This window comes from Paenibacillus sp. OK003 (genome assembly GCF_900109515.1).
GTDB classification, from domain to species: domain Bacteria; phylum Bacillota; class Bacilli; order Paenibacillales; family Paenibacillaceae; genus Paenibacillus; species Paenibacillus marchantiae.
Genome location: NZ_FOBD01000031.1, coordinates 1 through 15,417 on the forward strand (window position 1 = coordinate 1; position 15,417 = coordinate 15,417).

Genomic DNA, 15,417 nt, shown 5'->3' on the forward strand with positions numbered 1-15,417 from the left:
ACCGTCGCTCGCATATGGACTCCCGCGCTTAGGGCTTCGGGGAAAAGCAGCTTTTTGTGATGGGCTTGACAAAAACGTTCATAGCAACGAACCTACCGCACCTTAAAAGGCGGATCATCAACGCTTGCAAGATTCAACGAACCTCAGTAACGCTATTTCGTCATAAAACGTTGTCAAAACCTAAAAAATTGACCGAATCGACGAACTAACGTCTCTGTGGTTCGTTAGTTCTCAGATCTGGGCAAATGGGAGCGAATAGCATGTCTCAGGATCATTCAAACAAAATAACACGAATAAGGGATGTCCCCTGTCATATTCATGACTTATGGGACATCCCCATTTTTTTATCTCTCTGGTATCTCTAGTGCTTATGCGTTGTGAAGATAGCAACGTTCTCTTAAAAGTCTGTCTAACACTCCCCTGCCAGCTCCGCATCTGTCCAATGAAGCTGAACACCCTGGCGAATCAGCTGTGCCTGATAGGCGTGAAGATGCTCCGTCGAAGCCCTCACTTCTGAGGGCTCTACTTGCTGTGCAATGGCATAAGCGGCAAGGGTGCCGGCAGCCTCGCCAATATTCCATTCGGTGGGATGCAGACGGTAACAACCGTTCACAATCTGGGTCATGGAGATATTTTTGCAAGCTGGGAGCAAGTTCTTGACTCGCACCGGGATGAGTGCACCCAGCGGAATCTCATAGGGATGGTTCGGAATATAAAAGGTCCGCTGGCTCACGGTTGTTGGATGGAGATCCAGATGATAACTGCCGACCCCCACACTATCCTCGTAACGTTTGGCTCCCTCTGCTCCGCGCAACTCCTTGCTCACATCCTGCTCGGTAATGGTATATACGCCTCGGATTCGCCGTGATTCCCGAATATACGGTGCTTTCGCGAGACCGTCTTCCGTACCGAGCACATCTCCACGCAGCCTTACGCCCGGATAACCCTTTCCGCCGTCCAGGCGGGGAGATGCCGTCTGAAGCCAGTATACCAAGGAAAGGGTTAGTTGCTTCGCCCCTTCCAGATGCCGCTCGCGTTCCTCCGGCGATACACCAATGATCGGCCCGGCGTAATAATCGTTCAGTGCCCAGTTGAGCAGCGTGACTTCACCATCATTCAGTGACTCTGTCCATATAGCCGGGTCAACGATCCGCCGATAATCCCACAGGGAGGTTATGCCCTGATCATTCGGGAACATCGTGAACTCTTTCAGCTTGGAGGTATCATTGGCATCCGAAGCGTACCAGCTCAGGATCGGATACAGTGAGAATGAGGGAACATACTGACGCCAGTAATCATAGTCCCTCGGACGAGGGATCGTGAAGTCTCCACCCGCCACATAATCTACTGCCGCCACATGGGTAATCGACTGCATGTCTAGCGGGTCCGCTTCATCCAGGGCATGTGGTTCACCCGTTTCCCGCCGAGATTCTGCTCCACTTACATGCTCTACTCCGGCGAGGGGAAGCAGATCGCTGCATTCTGTGGCATCCAGATAATAGGCACCCCGGAGTTTTATTAATCCCCCACTCGGCTCTTCACGCACAGTCACGCCAGTCACCCGGTCACCTGCTGTATCTACCTGAACTGGCACGGTATGATAGAGCATCTCAATTCGACCGGTGTTCACGTAAGGTGCAAGCATCTCATGCAAAACGGCAAGCGCGACCTTCGGCTCATGCGCCAAGCGGCTCACCCAGCCATTGCCGGGGTTAAGAACAGGATCGCTCTTGGCGACATCCGTAAGCGGGTAGTTCCGTCTGTAGTAATCTCTGACTCGGCTGCGGAACTCACGATACGATGCTGTACTGCCAGATTGTTCAATCCAGCGGTGTTCATCTGGCGGTACTGCCTGTGAAGTCAATTGACCGCCAAGCCAGTCCGTCTCTTCCGTCAAAAGTACCCGTTGCCCTGCCTTGGCTGCAGCCAGCGCAGCCGCAGTCCCGCCAAGGCCACCGCCAATAATGACCATATCACTGTGTTTCTCCTGTTCAATCCCCATGCTTTGTCTCCTCCCTGTCACTGCCTTCAGACCAGCCAACGCCGTCTTTACGCAGGCGTTCCAAGGCCAGCTGCGCCGCCCCGATACAGCCTGCCCAGTTACCGAGTTCAGCGACTGCAACCCGGTCTGCCAACCCGACACTGGATAACTTTGCGGTAAGCATCGGCCACCATATAGCCTGATCATGGGTCACACCGCCACCAAGAATAATCAATTCCGGATCTATCGAGGCAGATATATTCGCAATAACCACGGCCAAAACAGATATGTAACGCTCTAGAATGTACAACGCTATTGCTTCTCCCTGGCTTGCAGCGGTCATAATCTCTCGGCCGTGAGTATACGTGTTGCCCTTCTGTTCCCGCGCCAGCCGCATCAGTGCACTACCGGAAATGTATTGCTCCACGCAGCCGCGTTTGCCACAATTGCAAGGCCGACCGTCAGGCACCAGCACACTGTGCCCCCAGTCCCCACCGCGCCAGTCTACTCCCCGTAACATCCTGCCAAATGCCATATTGGCCCCACCGACCCCAGTTCCGAGTGTCAGCATAACCAGGTTCTGCTTACCGCGGCCGGTACCAAGCCACGCCTCGCCGAGCAGTGCAGCATTGGCGTCGTTATCGGCAGTTGAAGGCAGGCCAAATTCCGCAGTTGCCCACTGTGTCAGTGGCATTCCCTGCCAGCCAGGTAAATTATTCGTTGCGTGGATAACTTCACCCGTTTCCACATTCACCCTTCCTGCCGAGGCAATACCCAGGGCCTTCACTTCTTCACAGCTAGACAACAGTTCACTTACTAACCCGTGCAGCTGGCCAAGTATAGCCTTCCGACCCAACCGGGCCTCGGTTGCACATGCAGCCTCCACCCGAACGACTCCCGCTTCATTGACTACAAGCCCTTTAATGCCTGTGCCTCCTACATCCACGCCAATGACCTGCGGCATTCGCTTTCCCCCTATTCACACAAGCCCTTCAATAAGTACGGTCGATAACCGCTCTGGCCGTTAATTCCTTCATCTTTTTGGTCTCTTCGCCATGCTGTCGCTCCAGCCCCTGGCAGAGCAAATCGATAATAAACAGCTGAGAGATTTTAGCTCCTACAGAACCGCCTTCAAGGGGAGACTCCTTCCCGGCGGTCAAGAGCAAGATATCCGCAATAGAAGCAATAGGGGATTTGGCATAGTTCGTCATGGCAATCACCTTAGCCCCGTTTTGTTTGGCCTTCATCAGCATGTCGTTGGTGTCCAGCGTACTGCCGGACACGCTGATGCCAAAAGCCACATCACCTTCTCCCATCGTTACCGCCATCATGGACTGGATATGACTGTCGGAATTTGCTTCCGCACGCCGCCCGATGCGCAGAAAACGGTTTTTGGCATCCATGGCGGTAATGCCTGACGAGCCCACGCCGAAGAATTGCACATGTCGTGCGCTATCCAGACACTTTACCGCCTGCTCCAACTGGCTGCGATCCAGCATACCCAAGCTGGATTGCAGCACCCCCACCATCGAGGCATATAAATGGTCGGCGTAATCATCCTCTCCCTGCTCGCCGTCTAGCTGGTTCTGCCGTTTTGGCAGCTCTTGAGCCAGCATCAGCTTGAAATCCTGATAACCTTTAAATCCGATTTTACGGCAGAATCGCATCACCGTGGTCTCTCCGGTACCAGCAAAATCAGCCAGCTCCGTCACAGAAAAATAGATTATATTATCCGGATTGTCCCGCACGCACCGGGCCACCTTCTGCTCCGACCTGGTCATGGAAGGATAATACGTATTCATTCGGTCATTCATCTCCATTACTCTTCATCCTCGCTTTTTTGGTCACTGCTGCGAACTGTCGGGTAATTAGCTGTGGCCGAGTTATTGCGGAGCCCACCACAACAGCGTATGCCCCCAGATCAAGCGCCTCCTCTACCTGAGAGGGTATACTAATCCGCCCTTCGGCAATGACCGGAATCTTCAACCGCTGTGCGCACATCCCCAGCAGCTCCAAATTCGGCCCTTCCTGCTGTCGGGAATACGGTGTATAACCCGATAGGGTAGTCGAAACACAGCTGACTCCAAGTGACTCAGCATATAAAGCTTCCTCCAGAATGGAGATGTCTGCCATGGAAACCACCTTATTTGCGTTCAGATAGGCGGTGATTTGCTCCAATGTATAATTTTCCGGCCTGCTCTGGCGGGTCGCATCAAATGCAATGATATCCGCTCCGGCCTCCAGCAGCTCATCAATTTCTCTGAGGGTTGGGGTGATATATACAGCAGAATCCGGGTAATTGCGCTTTACGATGCCAATAACCGGCAATGAGACGGTCTGCTTGATCGCACGTACATCTGCTGCCCCATTCGCCCGAATACCCGCGGCGCCTCCTTCCTCTGCAGCAGCCGCCATGCGGGCCATCATCTCTGCGCCATGCAGCGGTTCGTCAGCCAGCGCCTGGCAGGAAACAATCAGCCCCAAATGCAGTTTCTCCAGCACTACCTTTGTCAGGGTTCTCACCCTCTCTCTTATATTCTGTTTTCCTTACCAGGGTTGGATGGTATGAATCTTACAGATAAGCCCACTTCAAACATCCGGTTCCATGGCATATAACAGTCGGTAATTTGGATACTCCCTGCTGCAGTATCGATCCGCACAGCAAGCTCTTGACGCAGCCTCTCCTCTACTCGGGCGGCAACAAGGCCACGAGATCCATCCAGCAAGTACTTGCCATAACCCATCTCCTGCACCGGGCCATTGCTAAGTTCTCCCCGAACGACTGAACAATAGCAGACATCCTCAGCATAGCGGAGAGCGAGGAAATCAAGATGCGATTGTGTACGACCATAGAGCAGATAGATCATGGCCTGCGAAATAACGGTGCCAAGTGAGTTGGAGCTGGTATTCCAGGCTGCGTATCCAGCCAGATCAAATAACATGTCTTTTTGCCGCAGCATCTTGACCAGCTTCTGATCCCCACCATTGGCATATCCCACATCCGCTACAGCCACCGGCTTCTTCTTGCTCCTGAGCAGAAAGTGTCCATATTCCACCAGTTCCATCAGGTTTCGGTATACATCATAGCTGTAAAAAGAATGCTGCTGCGACACCGCTTCCGCCATCGTCTCTCCAGGTGTGCTAATCAACAGCACCAGATCTGCTTCAGTCTCACTGGATGCAATCAACCCACCTGCAGCCAAAATCTGATATTTGAGCGTCTCATAGAAAAATCGATCCTCGAATAATGGGGTAACAAACGCCCCCTGAACAGATGATAATCGTGGGTACACAAGCGGCATCCGGCCTCGAGCCTTGTTCATCATTCTGGTGAGCAGTACGCAACCAACTTCGTCCGCACCAGGGTACATGTAGACTTTAAGTTCCAGATCCAGGGCCGTAATCCGGGCTCGCACGTTCTCCTGATCCTTGGCTGTATGTCCATAAGGCGCCGAATCATCCTGTGGCACAATCATGAACTCGATAATTCCTTCCTTGACCAGAGCCAGCACTTGCTTGTTTGCTTCAATATTTACGGCCCTGCGTCCCAGGTAATCTTCCAGCACTTCCATTGGTAGACGGTTATCGATATCGGCCAGCTCGCGGATCTCCTCTTCCGTCGCAATCCCTAGCTCCAGCCGATGGCTGATGAAACCTTTGCGAAAAATCTCTCTTCCCCAGTCGGCGTAATAATCCGGCTCCTCATCGGACAAGGAATATTGCGGGCATCGCATAATCAGTTGAAACGTATACAGGGTTAGCTGCGGGTACCGCTGCTTGATCCCCCGAAGGAGCTCCAGACGGGCCGCCAGTTCATCGGGCTCCAACTGATGTAGCCGGGAAGGAATAATCCCGCCGTAGAGCAACGTATCCAAGGCAACGATTGCTCCATCTGCCCCTGCACAGCTCTCCTCAAACCAGGTCCATAACTGCTCGACATCACCCGGACGCTTTTTCAGACCCATGATTTCAAGTGGCGGACGCTCCACTGTGAATTCCGTTCCCTGTGCCAACAAATAAGGGAATTCATAATTGCAAGGCCGTTCATCTAACGGAACAAAGGTTAGCATATACTGCTTCGGCATGAATGCCATCACCCTTTCAGTCGTTTTTCTATCCTTTTATCGCTCCGGCGATGCCTTCCATATAATATTTTTGGGTGAAAAGAAACACGATGATAATCGGCAGCACCGAGATCATGGTTCCAGCGGCAATCCAGCCGAAGTTATACGAGAACTGACCGTTCAGGTACGTCAGGGCCGCAGCCAGTGGATACTTCTGCGGATCATCCAACACCACAATCGGCCACAGGAAATTGTTCCAGAATGCCATGACCTCAAGCAAGCCAATGACAGCAACCCCTGGTTTCACCAATGGCATGACAAGCTGAACGAAGATACGGAATTCGGAGGCTCCATCCATTTTGCCAGAATCCCGAATATCTGTCGGTATGCCCAGAAACGTTTGTCGCATCAGAAAGATGTTAAATACCGACACCGCAGCCGGAAGCACAACACCAAGAAACGTATTGCCCAAGTGAAAGGCCTGAATGGTTAAATAATGCACAATCATCGCCGTTGCCGAAGGGATAATCATGGTCGAGATTAGCAGCGTGAACACCAGATTACGTCCCCTGAACCGAAAGGTGGCGAGTGGATACGCCGTGAGGCAGGACAAAAAGATGTTAAATGCCACCCCAAGGAGTGTAATCACCACCGTATTTATGATGTAGCGTGGAAAATCCATGAACTCCCACACCTGCACGTAGTTATCGAAAGCAATGAAAGTAGGGAGAATTGCTGGTGGATTCGCGAACACATTACGACCAGGCATCAGTGATACACTGAGCAGCCACAGAAAAGGACCCATCATAAACAGGGCAAGCAAAATCAACAGTACATAAATGATCAAATGACGAAGGCCTTTTTTCATTTTTTTAGACGAAAGCGTACGCCGAATCAATAGGTATTCACCCCGCCTCTCCGGTTCAGCCGGAACACCAACACACTGAGCGCTGCTACCATCACACTAACGATCAGCCCAAGCGCTGAGGCATAACCAAAATTGAATTGCTCCAGCCCTTTTTGAAAAATATATACGCTCGAGGTCAACGTGGACGTTCCCGGCCCGCCCTTGGTGAGAATATAGACCTCATCAAACACACGAACGGCACCCATCACCGAAATTACGGTGCAAAAGAGAATATGCGGCCGCAGCAGTGGAAGCGTCACATGAACAATCAGTCTCAGCGGTCCTGCTCCATCCACTCTGGCGGCTTCGTACAGATCTGTCGGAATACCCTGTAGTCCAGCCAGGTAGAGCATCATGTAATAGCCGAGACCCTTCCACATGGTGATGAACATCAGCACATACAGCGCCGTACTACTCGTGGAAAGCCAGGAGACCTGCTCACTAAGAATGCCAACCTTCAGCAGCAGGTAATTGACCACGCCGTTATTGCCCAACAGCCAGCTCCAGATCAACGCCACCGCGACCATGGAAGTTACAACCGGTATGTAGTAGGCAGCCCTGAACATTTTGACACCCGGAATCCGGCTGTTAACCAGAATGGCCATGAGGATCGAGATGATTTGAATCACCGGTACAACCAGCACATACACCAACGAATTCCACAGCGAAATTAGGAAATTGTGATCTTGAAAGGCCCGGGTAAAGTTATCCAGACCAACGAAATGTGTCTCTGTAATGACAGAATAATCGGTTAATGAGAGGGGTATTCCGTAAATAATCGGCCAAAAGGTGAAAACCGCCAGAAACAACAATCCCGGTGCCATAAACGCCCATGCAGCAAAAGATTCGGATCGAATCGCCTTGTACACGGCTACGCCTCCCTCTCTTCTAGGATCAAGGGGGAGTACTCCCCCTCATCAGACTGTACCGCACAAGTTCAGGAATCCTGGTTAAGAATTTGGTTGACTTCCTTCTCCACTGCGTTCAGCGTTTCTTTAATATCTGCTCCGTTCATCAAAATTTCCTGCAAGCCCCGTGCCAATGCGGAGTTGATATCTCCTGCATTCGGTACGCCGACCATGTAATCAGTTGCTTTATCTAGACTTTGAGAGGAGGCTACCTTGGCTTCGGCTTCCAGCGATCCGTCGGATTGCGTAAAGAACGGATCTTCAATGGAGGCTTTGCTTGATGGCAGCGTGTTGGCTACCTTGGAGAAGGCAGTCTGGTTCTCTGCATTGGTAATAAAAGCGGCAAATTCCACCGCTTGTTCGGGGTTTTTAGATTTCTGAGGCACAACGAGATCCATGGAATTGGAGAGCCGCAGGTTCGCTTTGCCCGTTGGGAGTGTTACCGCAATCGTATTCTTGTAAACATCCGGTGCAGACTTCTTGATGAAGTTGATAAAGGTTGGACCGGACAACTGGAAAGCGACCTGCTCCCCGGAAAAATACTGGATCTGCTTGCTGAATTCCGCATCCTCCTTCAGCACCACACCTTCGGCCATCAGATCACGCATTTGAGCGATCATCGCCTCTGCTTCCGGCGTATTGAAAGCCGCGGCCGTTTTGTCCTCATTTAGAATGGGGATGCCGTCGATTGGAAATAGCTTGGAGACAAGCTGCTGCGCATAACCGGCCACTCCTGTCTTTTCATGGACCTGACGGGCCCACTCCACGAGTTCCTCTCGGGTCTGCGGCGGATTTGCCGGATCAAGACCTGCCTCCTTCACCAGCTTGGTATTCATGAACAGCACTTCGGTACCTGTGTACCAAGGAAGCGCGTAAGCTTTGCCATCCAACACAGTAGAATTATAAATGCCTTCAAAGTAACTCTTCGCTTCCTCATCTGTCAGGTATGAATTCAGATTCAGCAGCGCCCCCTTACTTCCCAATTGACTGGCGAATTCGGTATTGAGATTCACAACATCAGGGCTTTTGCCACTGGCCGTACTGGTCAATAAACGCTGTGAAATAGCATCATATGGATAGTCCTTCCACTCGACTTTCACGCCAGGATGACTGCTCTCATACTTGGCAATCAATTCATTGAAGTAATCGTTGAACGTTGGCTGTAAAGCAATCGTCCAAAACTCCAGCGTCACCGGCTTTCCAGCTTCCGTACCCGTCTCCCCAGTGCTTCCCGGACTCGGCGTACCAGCCGTATTGTCATTTCCTCCGCAGGCGGCAAGCAGCATAGACATCATAACGACTAGCAGCAAAGAAACTGTGAAGCCCTTTTTGTTGGTGGTCACACAACATTCCCCCTCAGTTTGGTGTAAGACGGGAGCCGGCGCTTACGTCAGATTTTCTGGCTAATTACTCCATCTTTCCAATGGAGTATATGCAGACCCTGGCGTTAGAATGAAGTATTCTTCCATAAATAAATTAAAAAAAGAAATAATTTTTCTTTTAGGCTAAAAAAACACAAAAAATAAGCCAGTTCGATCCGTGAAAGGACCAAACTGGCTTGTTTATTACGACTATATGTATAAGACAAGGCTGCCATCAAGCCGTCTCATGCTGTTTCTTTGGCTCTGCTTCGTAGATTTGGGTATGTTCATTCTCAGCCAAAGCCCATTCTACCGTACCAGGTTTGCGTATTTTCCACATCCAGGCTTGTACTTGAAGTGATCTCTTAACCCAAGCGAGAGAAGCACAACGTTGCTCGGAACGAACCGATAATCCCCAGTGAATAACGCGTGCGAGCCACCGGTTCACATACTCATTATGAGAACGCACAGATGGCAATTCATCGCGGAACAATCGCTGTTTTACATCCATAGGGGGCTGCCCGCATGTCCAATAATGAAGCAACGCTGCCAGGCTATATATGTCTGACATCGGTCCCTGAGTGGATTTCTCCGAGTAGAACTCAAGGGGTGAGTACCCTGTCGATGTAAAGATCGCCTGTTTTTCCCCGGATTGTACAGGCCAGCGAGCTGCTGAACCGAAGTCCAATAGTTTGGGCGTACCGTCTTCCATCACCATAATATTGGATGGCTTCACATCACGATGGAGAATTCCCTGCTTATGAATATAGTCCAGTGTATCTACCAGCGGAAGCAATGTCTCCGTAATAAATACCGCGTCCAGCGCATGATTACGCTCACTGAGATATCCGGTTAAGGTTACCCCTGTGCAGTATTCCATAACAAGATACCCTGTGTCATTTTCTTCGAAATGATCCACGTACGACACAATATGAGGATGATTCAACGTGGATAACAGCTCTCCTTCTACCAAAAATGCAGCAAGAAGTTCCTGATACTGACCACTGAACCCCCGTGAAGAACAGAACACTCCCCGTTTGTCGGTCTGACGTGCTGCCAGCCTCTGGGGGAAAAACTCCTTGATTGCTACCTTTGCACCTGTATTCCGATCTCTTCCTGCATATACAATAGCCAGCTCACTGCTGGCCATGAGATGTCTTACCTGATATGTATCATTTAAAATTACATTGCGCTGCAATGCCATTTTGCAATTGTCCTTTTTCATAACAGACCCTCTTTTCAACCTTGTCGATCGGAAGACTTGCCGCATGTTGCATCATTCAGTCCAACCAGACAGGCGTTTTATCGCCAACCATCTATATAAACCAAATGATGCAATTTGAATCACAACCATGCGGAAATATTGAAAAATTCCTAAATTTAATAATTCTGCTGTAAGAATTGCTGAATTTCTTGGTTCATCTGGATCAACACATCTTGAGACGGGAAATGACCTGTGTCGTATTTGATTGCTTTGACATTCGGAATAATCTTCTGAGCTCTTTCAATGACCTTATCTGCCGGGAAAAAGACATCCTTCTCTCCCACCAACAGCAGTGTTGGCGATGTATAATTCACCAATTCCTCCTGCTCCGTAAGCTTGGGCATATCCTGTTCCAGACTGACGTATTTGAAGATTTTCCCGATTATATTTTTATCTATTTCTTTCATACAACTGCATGACATGATATCCGCGATCTTTTGCAAAGAAGTTGGAGAAGAAGTCATTTTGTACGTTACGAGTGGCAACACGATATCCTGAGCCATTTTAATTTTGGATCCCACGGCCAGTCCAGCGGGTGCTACCAGAACAGAACATGCAATTCGGTCCGGAATGTAAGTTGCCAGTCTTAGGATAATTCCGCCTCCAAAGGAAGGACCGATAAACGCACTCTTTTCGATCTTGTAATGGTCCAGCAAATCAGAAATCCACAAAGCCAAACTATCAAACCTTGCCGAAATTCGTGTTTCTTCACTGTAGCCTGGATGACCGATCGTATCCGGCGCGATAATCCGGTAATCTTTGAAAAGAGAAGAGAACCATGACAACGTCATCGGATTCACACAATTTCCGCCCTGGAGAATAAATAGCGGCTTACCGTCTTCTGGACCTGTTAATAAAACATGCGTTTGTCCAAAACGTGTCTCGACGTACTCTCGTGTAAAACCTTCGCCCAATTGCTCAACATACGCTTCGTATTCCTCAAGTATGCTGCTCTTGCCTTCTTCACTTCTATAAATGGAACCCATGTCTGCCTCCTGCAAAGTATACTCTTTCAACATGTTATGGATTTTAAGGTCCATAAATATAAAAGAGCCCGCTGATGACAGGCTCCTTCATATGTGTAACTTATCATAATGAACTGATTATAGAATGGAAACTGGAAATTGTAAACATCGTTTCTCATAGAAAATTAATAATACAGAAATTGTAGAGAATTAGGGCTATTTTCGGCCGTAATCTGCCTTGATTTCGCCCCACTGCTTGGTCTGCCATTTTAGCACTTTATTGCTATACGTATTCGTTCGGAGCCACTGCTCTGCACGGTCAATCATCAGCCAGATCTCTTCGGTGGAAGCATCCCTTGCGAGTGTGGTGGATACCGCTTTTTGTTTTAACCATTTCATCGCATTGACGGAGTCCGTATAAACCGTCTTGTTACTGCCCTCTTTTTTGAGATACGCCAAGGCATGTACGATGGCCAGAAATTCACCCAGATTATTCGTACCTTTGGAAATTGGCCCAACGGAGAAAATAATCTCACCCGTGCGGGTATCCACACCTTTATATTCCACGGGTCCCGGGTTCCCCCTCGTACCTACATCAACCGAGATGCTGTCATAATCGATTTCATTCGAGGTTTCCATACCCGCACTTCTTCCAGCACTGCCAGACTTCGTCTTTGAGGAGCTACCTGATCCACTGGCACCTGTCCCCCAGTTTCCTTTCCATCCGGCACGATAGGCCTCTTCGGCGGCAGCTTTTGATTCATACGATTTATATTTTGCTCCGGTATAATGATCTGTTTGTGCTTTGCATTCTGCCCATGTGCTGTATACGCCTGGCTTCTTGCCTTCCCAAACGACATAGTATTTCTGCTTTGCCAATATGACCCGCTCCTTCGTTTGCTGCATTCCATTCCTTATTGTAAACGATAGGGAGGTGAGATTGAAAGAAACGTGTTCATCTTAATTGCTACACTTGATACCTCCATTTCTTCAACATGTCTAATGCTACTTCCAGAAGCTTGCTTTGGTTATGTGAGAGTTGCATTTCAATACGTTGTTGACACCTAAGGTTCTGTAAATCCGATAACTTATCCATCATTTGCTCCAGCAACATGAATGACTGCGCGCTCACTTCCAGACTGGAATCACCGATAAATGGAATAATGTTCTCTATATGTACTATGTAATTCAGGTTTTCAAGAGCGTATAGTAATGTGCCTCTGCTTCCTAATGTCTTGGGGTCTGTGATGACTTCAATTAATGGCTCGACTGCTCGATCATCCCCAATGTCCGATAAAGCAATGGCAATTTTGTTGCGTAGTGTTGTGTTGTCCGTAGATTTCAGGAGTTCAATCAAGAAAGCGAATTGGGTGGTATCCTTTTTTTCGCCAATATATGCAATTTGTTTAACAACGCCTTCCATATCTCCTTGGGAAAGATGCTTTTGGATCATGTTCGTATACATTGTACGTTATATCACTCCTCATTTTGTTAGTAGAAAACTCTCCATAATAATATCGGTCATTTCCTTATTTTAGGATGTAGTATAATGGTCCTTATCACATCGGGACTATTTTCCTTATCCACATCTCTTGACCTAAACAATTGTATATTTCAACCAGATCAAGAACAGGCTATGAACTACGACACATGATTTAGTACAGAAAGGAATACAACCAATGGACTGGATATGGAAATCCATCTTGCTTGTACTGATTTGGAAGCACTCCTGAAGCAAGGTACGTGGCCCACGAAATCCAAGGAACTGTTCCAGGAGGTCATTCAGGATGGACACTCGCGTCCGATTGACTCCAAAATACAGTAAATAATTTGAATAAAATATAGAGATGGCTGGCCACAGGTGGCCCTTTCTAGCGCATGTAAAAAGACACCCGAATGCCGAATGCCTTCAGGTGTCTTTTAGTTGCCTTAATCCGAAATCCGTTATGAAATTAGGATTTGGAGGAAACTTTGGTTTTGACCATGTGGTCCGGGATGTTGTTATTGGCAATGATTTCTCCAAATGGACCAACAAAGGAATGATCGCCGCTTTCTCCATGTTGCGAATACTGAAGCTTTGGAAACAGCAGCTCCGCGGTACGATAACATTCTTCCAGATGCGGATAACCGGATAAAATGAACGTCTCGATCCCCAGTTCTTCATACTCTCTGATTCTGGCTGCCACCTGATCGGGATCACCGACAAGTGCGGTTCCGGCACCACCTCTAACCAAGCCAATGCCCGCCCACAGATTGGGGCTAATCTCTAGGTTCGAACGATCACCATTATGCAGCTTGGCCATTCTCTGCTGTCCTACGGAATCCATGCGAGCATAGATCTTCTGGGCAGCGGCTATCGTCTCCTCATCCAGATGGGAGATCAGCTCATTTGCGGCCTTCCATGCTTCGTCTGCTGTCGGACGCACAATAACATGCATGCGTATGCCAAAACGAATGCTTCTTCCTTTTTTCGCAGCCAGCTCCCGCATTTGATGAATTTTGGCTTGCACCTGACCCGGAGGCTCACCCCACGTTAAATACACATCGACATGATCCGCTGCCACTTCCATTGCGGCTTCCGAGGAACCTCCAAAATAGATTGGTGGATATGGCTTTTGGATGGTCGGATACAGGACGGAGCCACCCTTAACCTTCAGATATTTGCCTTCATAGTCAACCGCCTCTCCCTGCAATTCCTTGCGCCAAATGGTCAGAAATTCATCGGCCAACGCATAGCGCTCATCGTGGTCCAGGAACAGCCCTTCTCCTTCAAGCTCAATTGGATCTCCCCCAGCCACCACATTGATTAGTAGTCTTCCTTTGGAGAAACGATCCAGGGTTGCGGCCATGCGTGCAGCTGTGGTTGGCATCATCAGACCTGGACGCGCCGCGACAAGAAACTTCAGCCTGTCCGTGGAAGAAATCAGCGATGAAGCCACAATCCACGCATCTTCACACGACTTTCCCGTAGGTAACAAAACACCGGCATATCCAAGTTCATCCGCGGCTTGTGCCACCTGCTTGCAGTAATGGTAACTGACTGCCCGGGCCCCTTCTTTTGTTCCAAGATACCTGCCATCCCCGTGTGTGGGAATAAACCAAAACAGTTCCATAGGTATGACCTCATTCCTATTTTTATATTTTATTTTTCCGATTGATTTGGTGTGTTTTATTTATTATGATAGCTATTATCCGTTGGATATCAACGATCAATTAGGCAGAATCTGACGGTTAAGCAACGCATTTTACCGATGTGTTGCGAAATGTCTTGTTATTCTACATTCCCAAACCATTTGAAGGCTCAACAAAGTTGATCAATCCGTTGTTTTCGAGGTGATGAGAAGTGAATGAATCCCGTGGAGTGGATCGAAGAATTTTACGGACCCGTGTGATGATTTCCGAAGCTCTCCTGAAAATTCTGCCACAGAAAGCCTTTACCGAAATTAGTGTCGTAGACATCGCGGACCAAGCGAATATCAATCGCTCTACCTTTTACGCCCACTTTCTAGACAAGGATGATTTATTGGATAGCATGGTGAATGCGAAGTTTCAACTGCTTGAGCAGTTACTGGCGGAACGGAATGCTCACCTTGGGAATCTACCTTCATTTAATGAGCCAGATCCCATTTTTGCAGTATTGTTCGAGCATATATTGGAGCATGATGAATTCTATCGGGTGATGATACTGATCAATCCTCCTGGGAATTTCAACAGCCGGTTGAATCAAGTGATTAGAGAGATGTTTTTGGATCGGATATCCCAATTAGGCATGGAGCAAAAAGAAGTGCCTCTGGATATTTTACTGGATCACATCAGCTTCTCCACCATTGGAATTATTCACAAATGGCTTGCTGACAGTAAGGTATACTCACCTCATCACATGGCTCTTCAACTAACCCGAATTGCCCTGTTAGGAACATATAAAGCGATGGGAGCATCGGTTTAGAGTGAGTAGCCCATCCTCTCC

General features: G+C 48.8%; 14 protein-coding genes. 1 reads left to right on the forward strand and 13 read right to left on the reverse strand.

Annotation, left to right across the window (positions count from 1 at the left end; translation table 11 throughout):
• Positions 1 to 409: 409 nt before the first annotated feature.
• The 13 genes from BMW94_RS29025 to ssuD form a co-directional block, all read right to left on the reverse strand.
• The gene (locus BMW94_RS29025) at positions 410 to 2,002 is read right to left on the reverse strand and encodes an FAD-dependent oxidoreductase (protein WP_091002086.1); all 1,593 of its coding nucleotides are present in this window, start codon (positions 2,000 to 2,002) and stop codon (positions 410 to 412) included.
• On the reverse strand, positions 1,992 to 2,945 hold the full coding sequence (locus BMW94_RS29030) for an ROK family protein (RefSeq protein WP_091002087.1): 954 nt from the start codon (positions 2,943 to 2,945) through the stop codon (positions 1,992 to 1,994). The genes BMW94_RS29025 and BMW94_RS29030 overlap by 11 nt, the downstream gene beginning before the upstream one ends.
• 28 nt (positions 2,946 to 2,973) lie before the next feature.
• Positions 2,974 to 3,801 (reverse strand): MurR/RpiR family transcriptional regulator, encoded by an 828-nt coding sequence (locus tag BMW94_RS29035; RefSeq protein ID WP_091002088.1) that lies wholly within the window; start codon positions 3,799 to 3,801, stop codon positions 2,974 to 2,976.
• Positions 3,788 to 4,495, reverse strand: coding sequence for an N-acetylmannosamine-6-phosphate 2-epimerase (locus tag BMW94_RS29040; RefSeq protein WP_254790410.1), 708 nt, complete (start codon positions 4,493 to 4,495; stop codon positions 3,788 to 3,790). Before BMW94_RS29040 ends, BMW94_RS29035 begins: the two co-directional genes overlap by 14 nt.
• Before the next feature lie 17 nt (positions 4,496 to 4,512).
• Entirely contained in the window at positions 4,513 to 6,066 is a 1,554-nt protein-coding gene (locus tag BMW94_RS29045; protein ID WP_091002089.1) for a DUF4127 family protein, read from the reverse strand.
• Positions 6,067 to 6,094: 28 nt separating this feature from the next.
• The gene (locus tag BMW94_RS29050; protein WP_091002119.1) at positions 6,095 to 6,913 is read right to left on the reverse strand and encodes a carbohydrate ABC transporter permease; all 819 of its coding nucleotides are present in this window, start codon (positions 6,911 to 6,913) and stop codon (positions 6,095 to 6,097) included.
• Positions 6,914 to 6,939: 26 nt separating this feature from the next.
• Entirely contained in the window at positions 6,940 to 7,821 is an 882-nt protein-coding gene (locus tag BMW94_RS29055; protein ID WP_091002090.1) for a carbohydrate ABC transporter permease, read from the reverse strand.
• 68 nt (positions 7,822 to 7,889) lie between these two features.
• Positions 7,890 to 9,203, reverse strand: a complete 1,314-nt coding sequence (locus BMW94_RS29060) for an ABC transporter substrate-binding protein (RefSeq protein WP_254790407.1) — start codon at positions 9,201 to 9,203, stop codon at positions 7,890 to 7,892.
• 253 nt (positions 9,204 to 9,456) lie between these two features.
• Positions 9,457 to 10,446: a serine/threonine protein kinase gene (locus tag BMW94_RS29065; protein ID WP_091002091.1), complete on the reverse strand. Its 990-nt coding sequence runs from the start codon at positions 10,444 to 10,446 to the stop codon at positions 9,457 to 9,459.
• Between the two features lie 155 nt (positions 10,447 to 10,601).
• A complete protein-coding gene (locus BMW94_RS29070; RefSeq protein WP_091002092.1) occupies positions 10,602 to 11,471 on the reverse strand; it encodes an alpha/beta fold hydrolase in 870 nt (289 codons plus the stop codon).
• Positions 11,472 to 11,666: 195 nt separating this feature from the next.
• On the reverse strand, positions 11,667 to 12,329 hold the full coding sequence (rnhA, locus tag BMW94_RS29075) for a ribonuclease H (RefSeq protein WP_091002093.1): 663 nt from the start codon (positions 12,327 to 12,329) through the stop codon (positions 11,667 to 11,669).
• 88 nt (positions 12,330 to 12,417) lie between these two features.
• Positions 12,418 to 12,915: a HEAT repeat domain-containing protein gene (locus BMW94_RS29080; protein WP_091002094.1), complete on the reverse strand. Its 498-nt coding sequence runs from the start codon at positions 12,913 to 12,915 to the stop codon at positions 12,418 to 12,420.
• 487 nt (positions 12,916 to 13,402) lie between these two features.
• Positions 13,403 to 14,563, reverse strand: a complete 1,161-nt coding sequence (gene ssuD, locus BMW94_RS29085) for an FMNH2-dependent alkanesulfonate monooxygenase (RefSeq protein WP_091002095.1) — start codon at positions 14,561 to 14,563, stop codon at positions 13,403 to 13,405.
• A gap of 230 nt (positions 14,564 to 14,793) precedes the next feature.
• Here ssuD and BMW94_RS29090 point away from each other — a divergent pair, with 230 nt between their 5' ends.
• Positions 14,794 to 15,396 (forward strand): TetR/AcrR family transcriptional regulator, encoded by a 603-nt coding sequence (locus BMW94_RS29090; protein WP_091002096.1) that lies wholly within the window; start codon positions 14,794 to 14,796, stop codon positions 15,394 to 15,396.
• Positions 15,397 to 15,417 lie beyond the last annotated feature (21 nt).

Excerpts from the sequence above, each read along its gene's own strand:
- BMW94_RS29025 (WP_091002086.1), bottom strand. The coding sequence starts at position 2,002 with ATGGGGATTGAACAGGAGAAACACAGTGATATGGTCATTATTGGCGGT.
- BMW94_RS29030 (WP_091002087.1), bottom strand. The coding sequence starts at position 2,945 with ATGCCGCAGGTCATTGGCGTGGATGTAGGAGGCACAGGCATTAAAGGG.
- BMW94_RS29035 (WP_091002088.1), bottom strand. The coding sequence starts at position 3,801 with ATGGAGATGAATGACCGAATGAATACGTATTATCCTTCCATGACCAGG.
- BMW94_RS29045 (WP_091002089.1), bottom strand. The coding sequence starts at position 6,066 with ATGCCGAAGCAGTATATGCTAACCTTTGTTCCGTTAGATGAACGGCCT.
- BMW94_RS29050 (WP_091002119.1), bottom strand. The coding sequence starts at position 6,913 with ATGAAAAAAGGCCTTCGTCATTTGATCATTTATGTACTGTTGATTTTG.
- BMW94_RS29065 (WP_091002091.1), bottom strand. The coding sequence starts at position 10,446 with ATGAAAAAGGACAATTGCAAAATGGCATTGCAGCGCAATGTAATTTTA.
- BMW94_RS29070 (WP_091002092.1), bottom strand. The coding sequence starts at position 11,471 with ATGGGTTCCATTTATAGAAGTGAAGAAGGCAAGAGCAGCATACTTGAG.
- BMW94_RS29080 (WP_091002094.1), bottom strand. The coding sequence starts at position 12,915 with ATGTATACGAACATGATCCAAAAGCATCTTTCCCAAGGAGATATGGAA.
- ssuD (WP_091002095.1), bottom strand. The coding sequence starts at position 14,563 with ATGGAACTGTTTTGGTTTATTCCCACACACGGGGATGGCAGGTATCTT.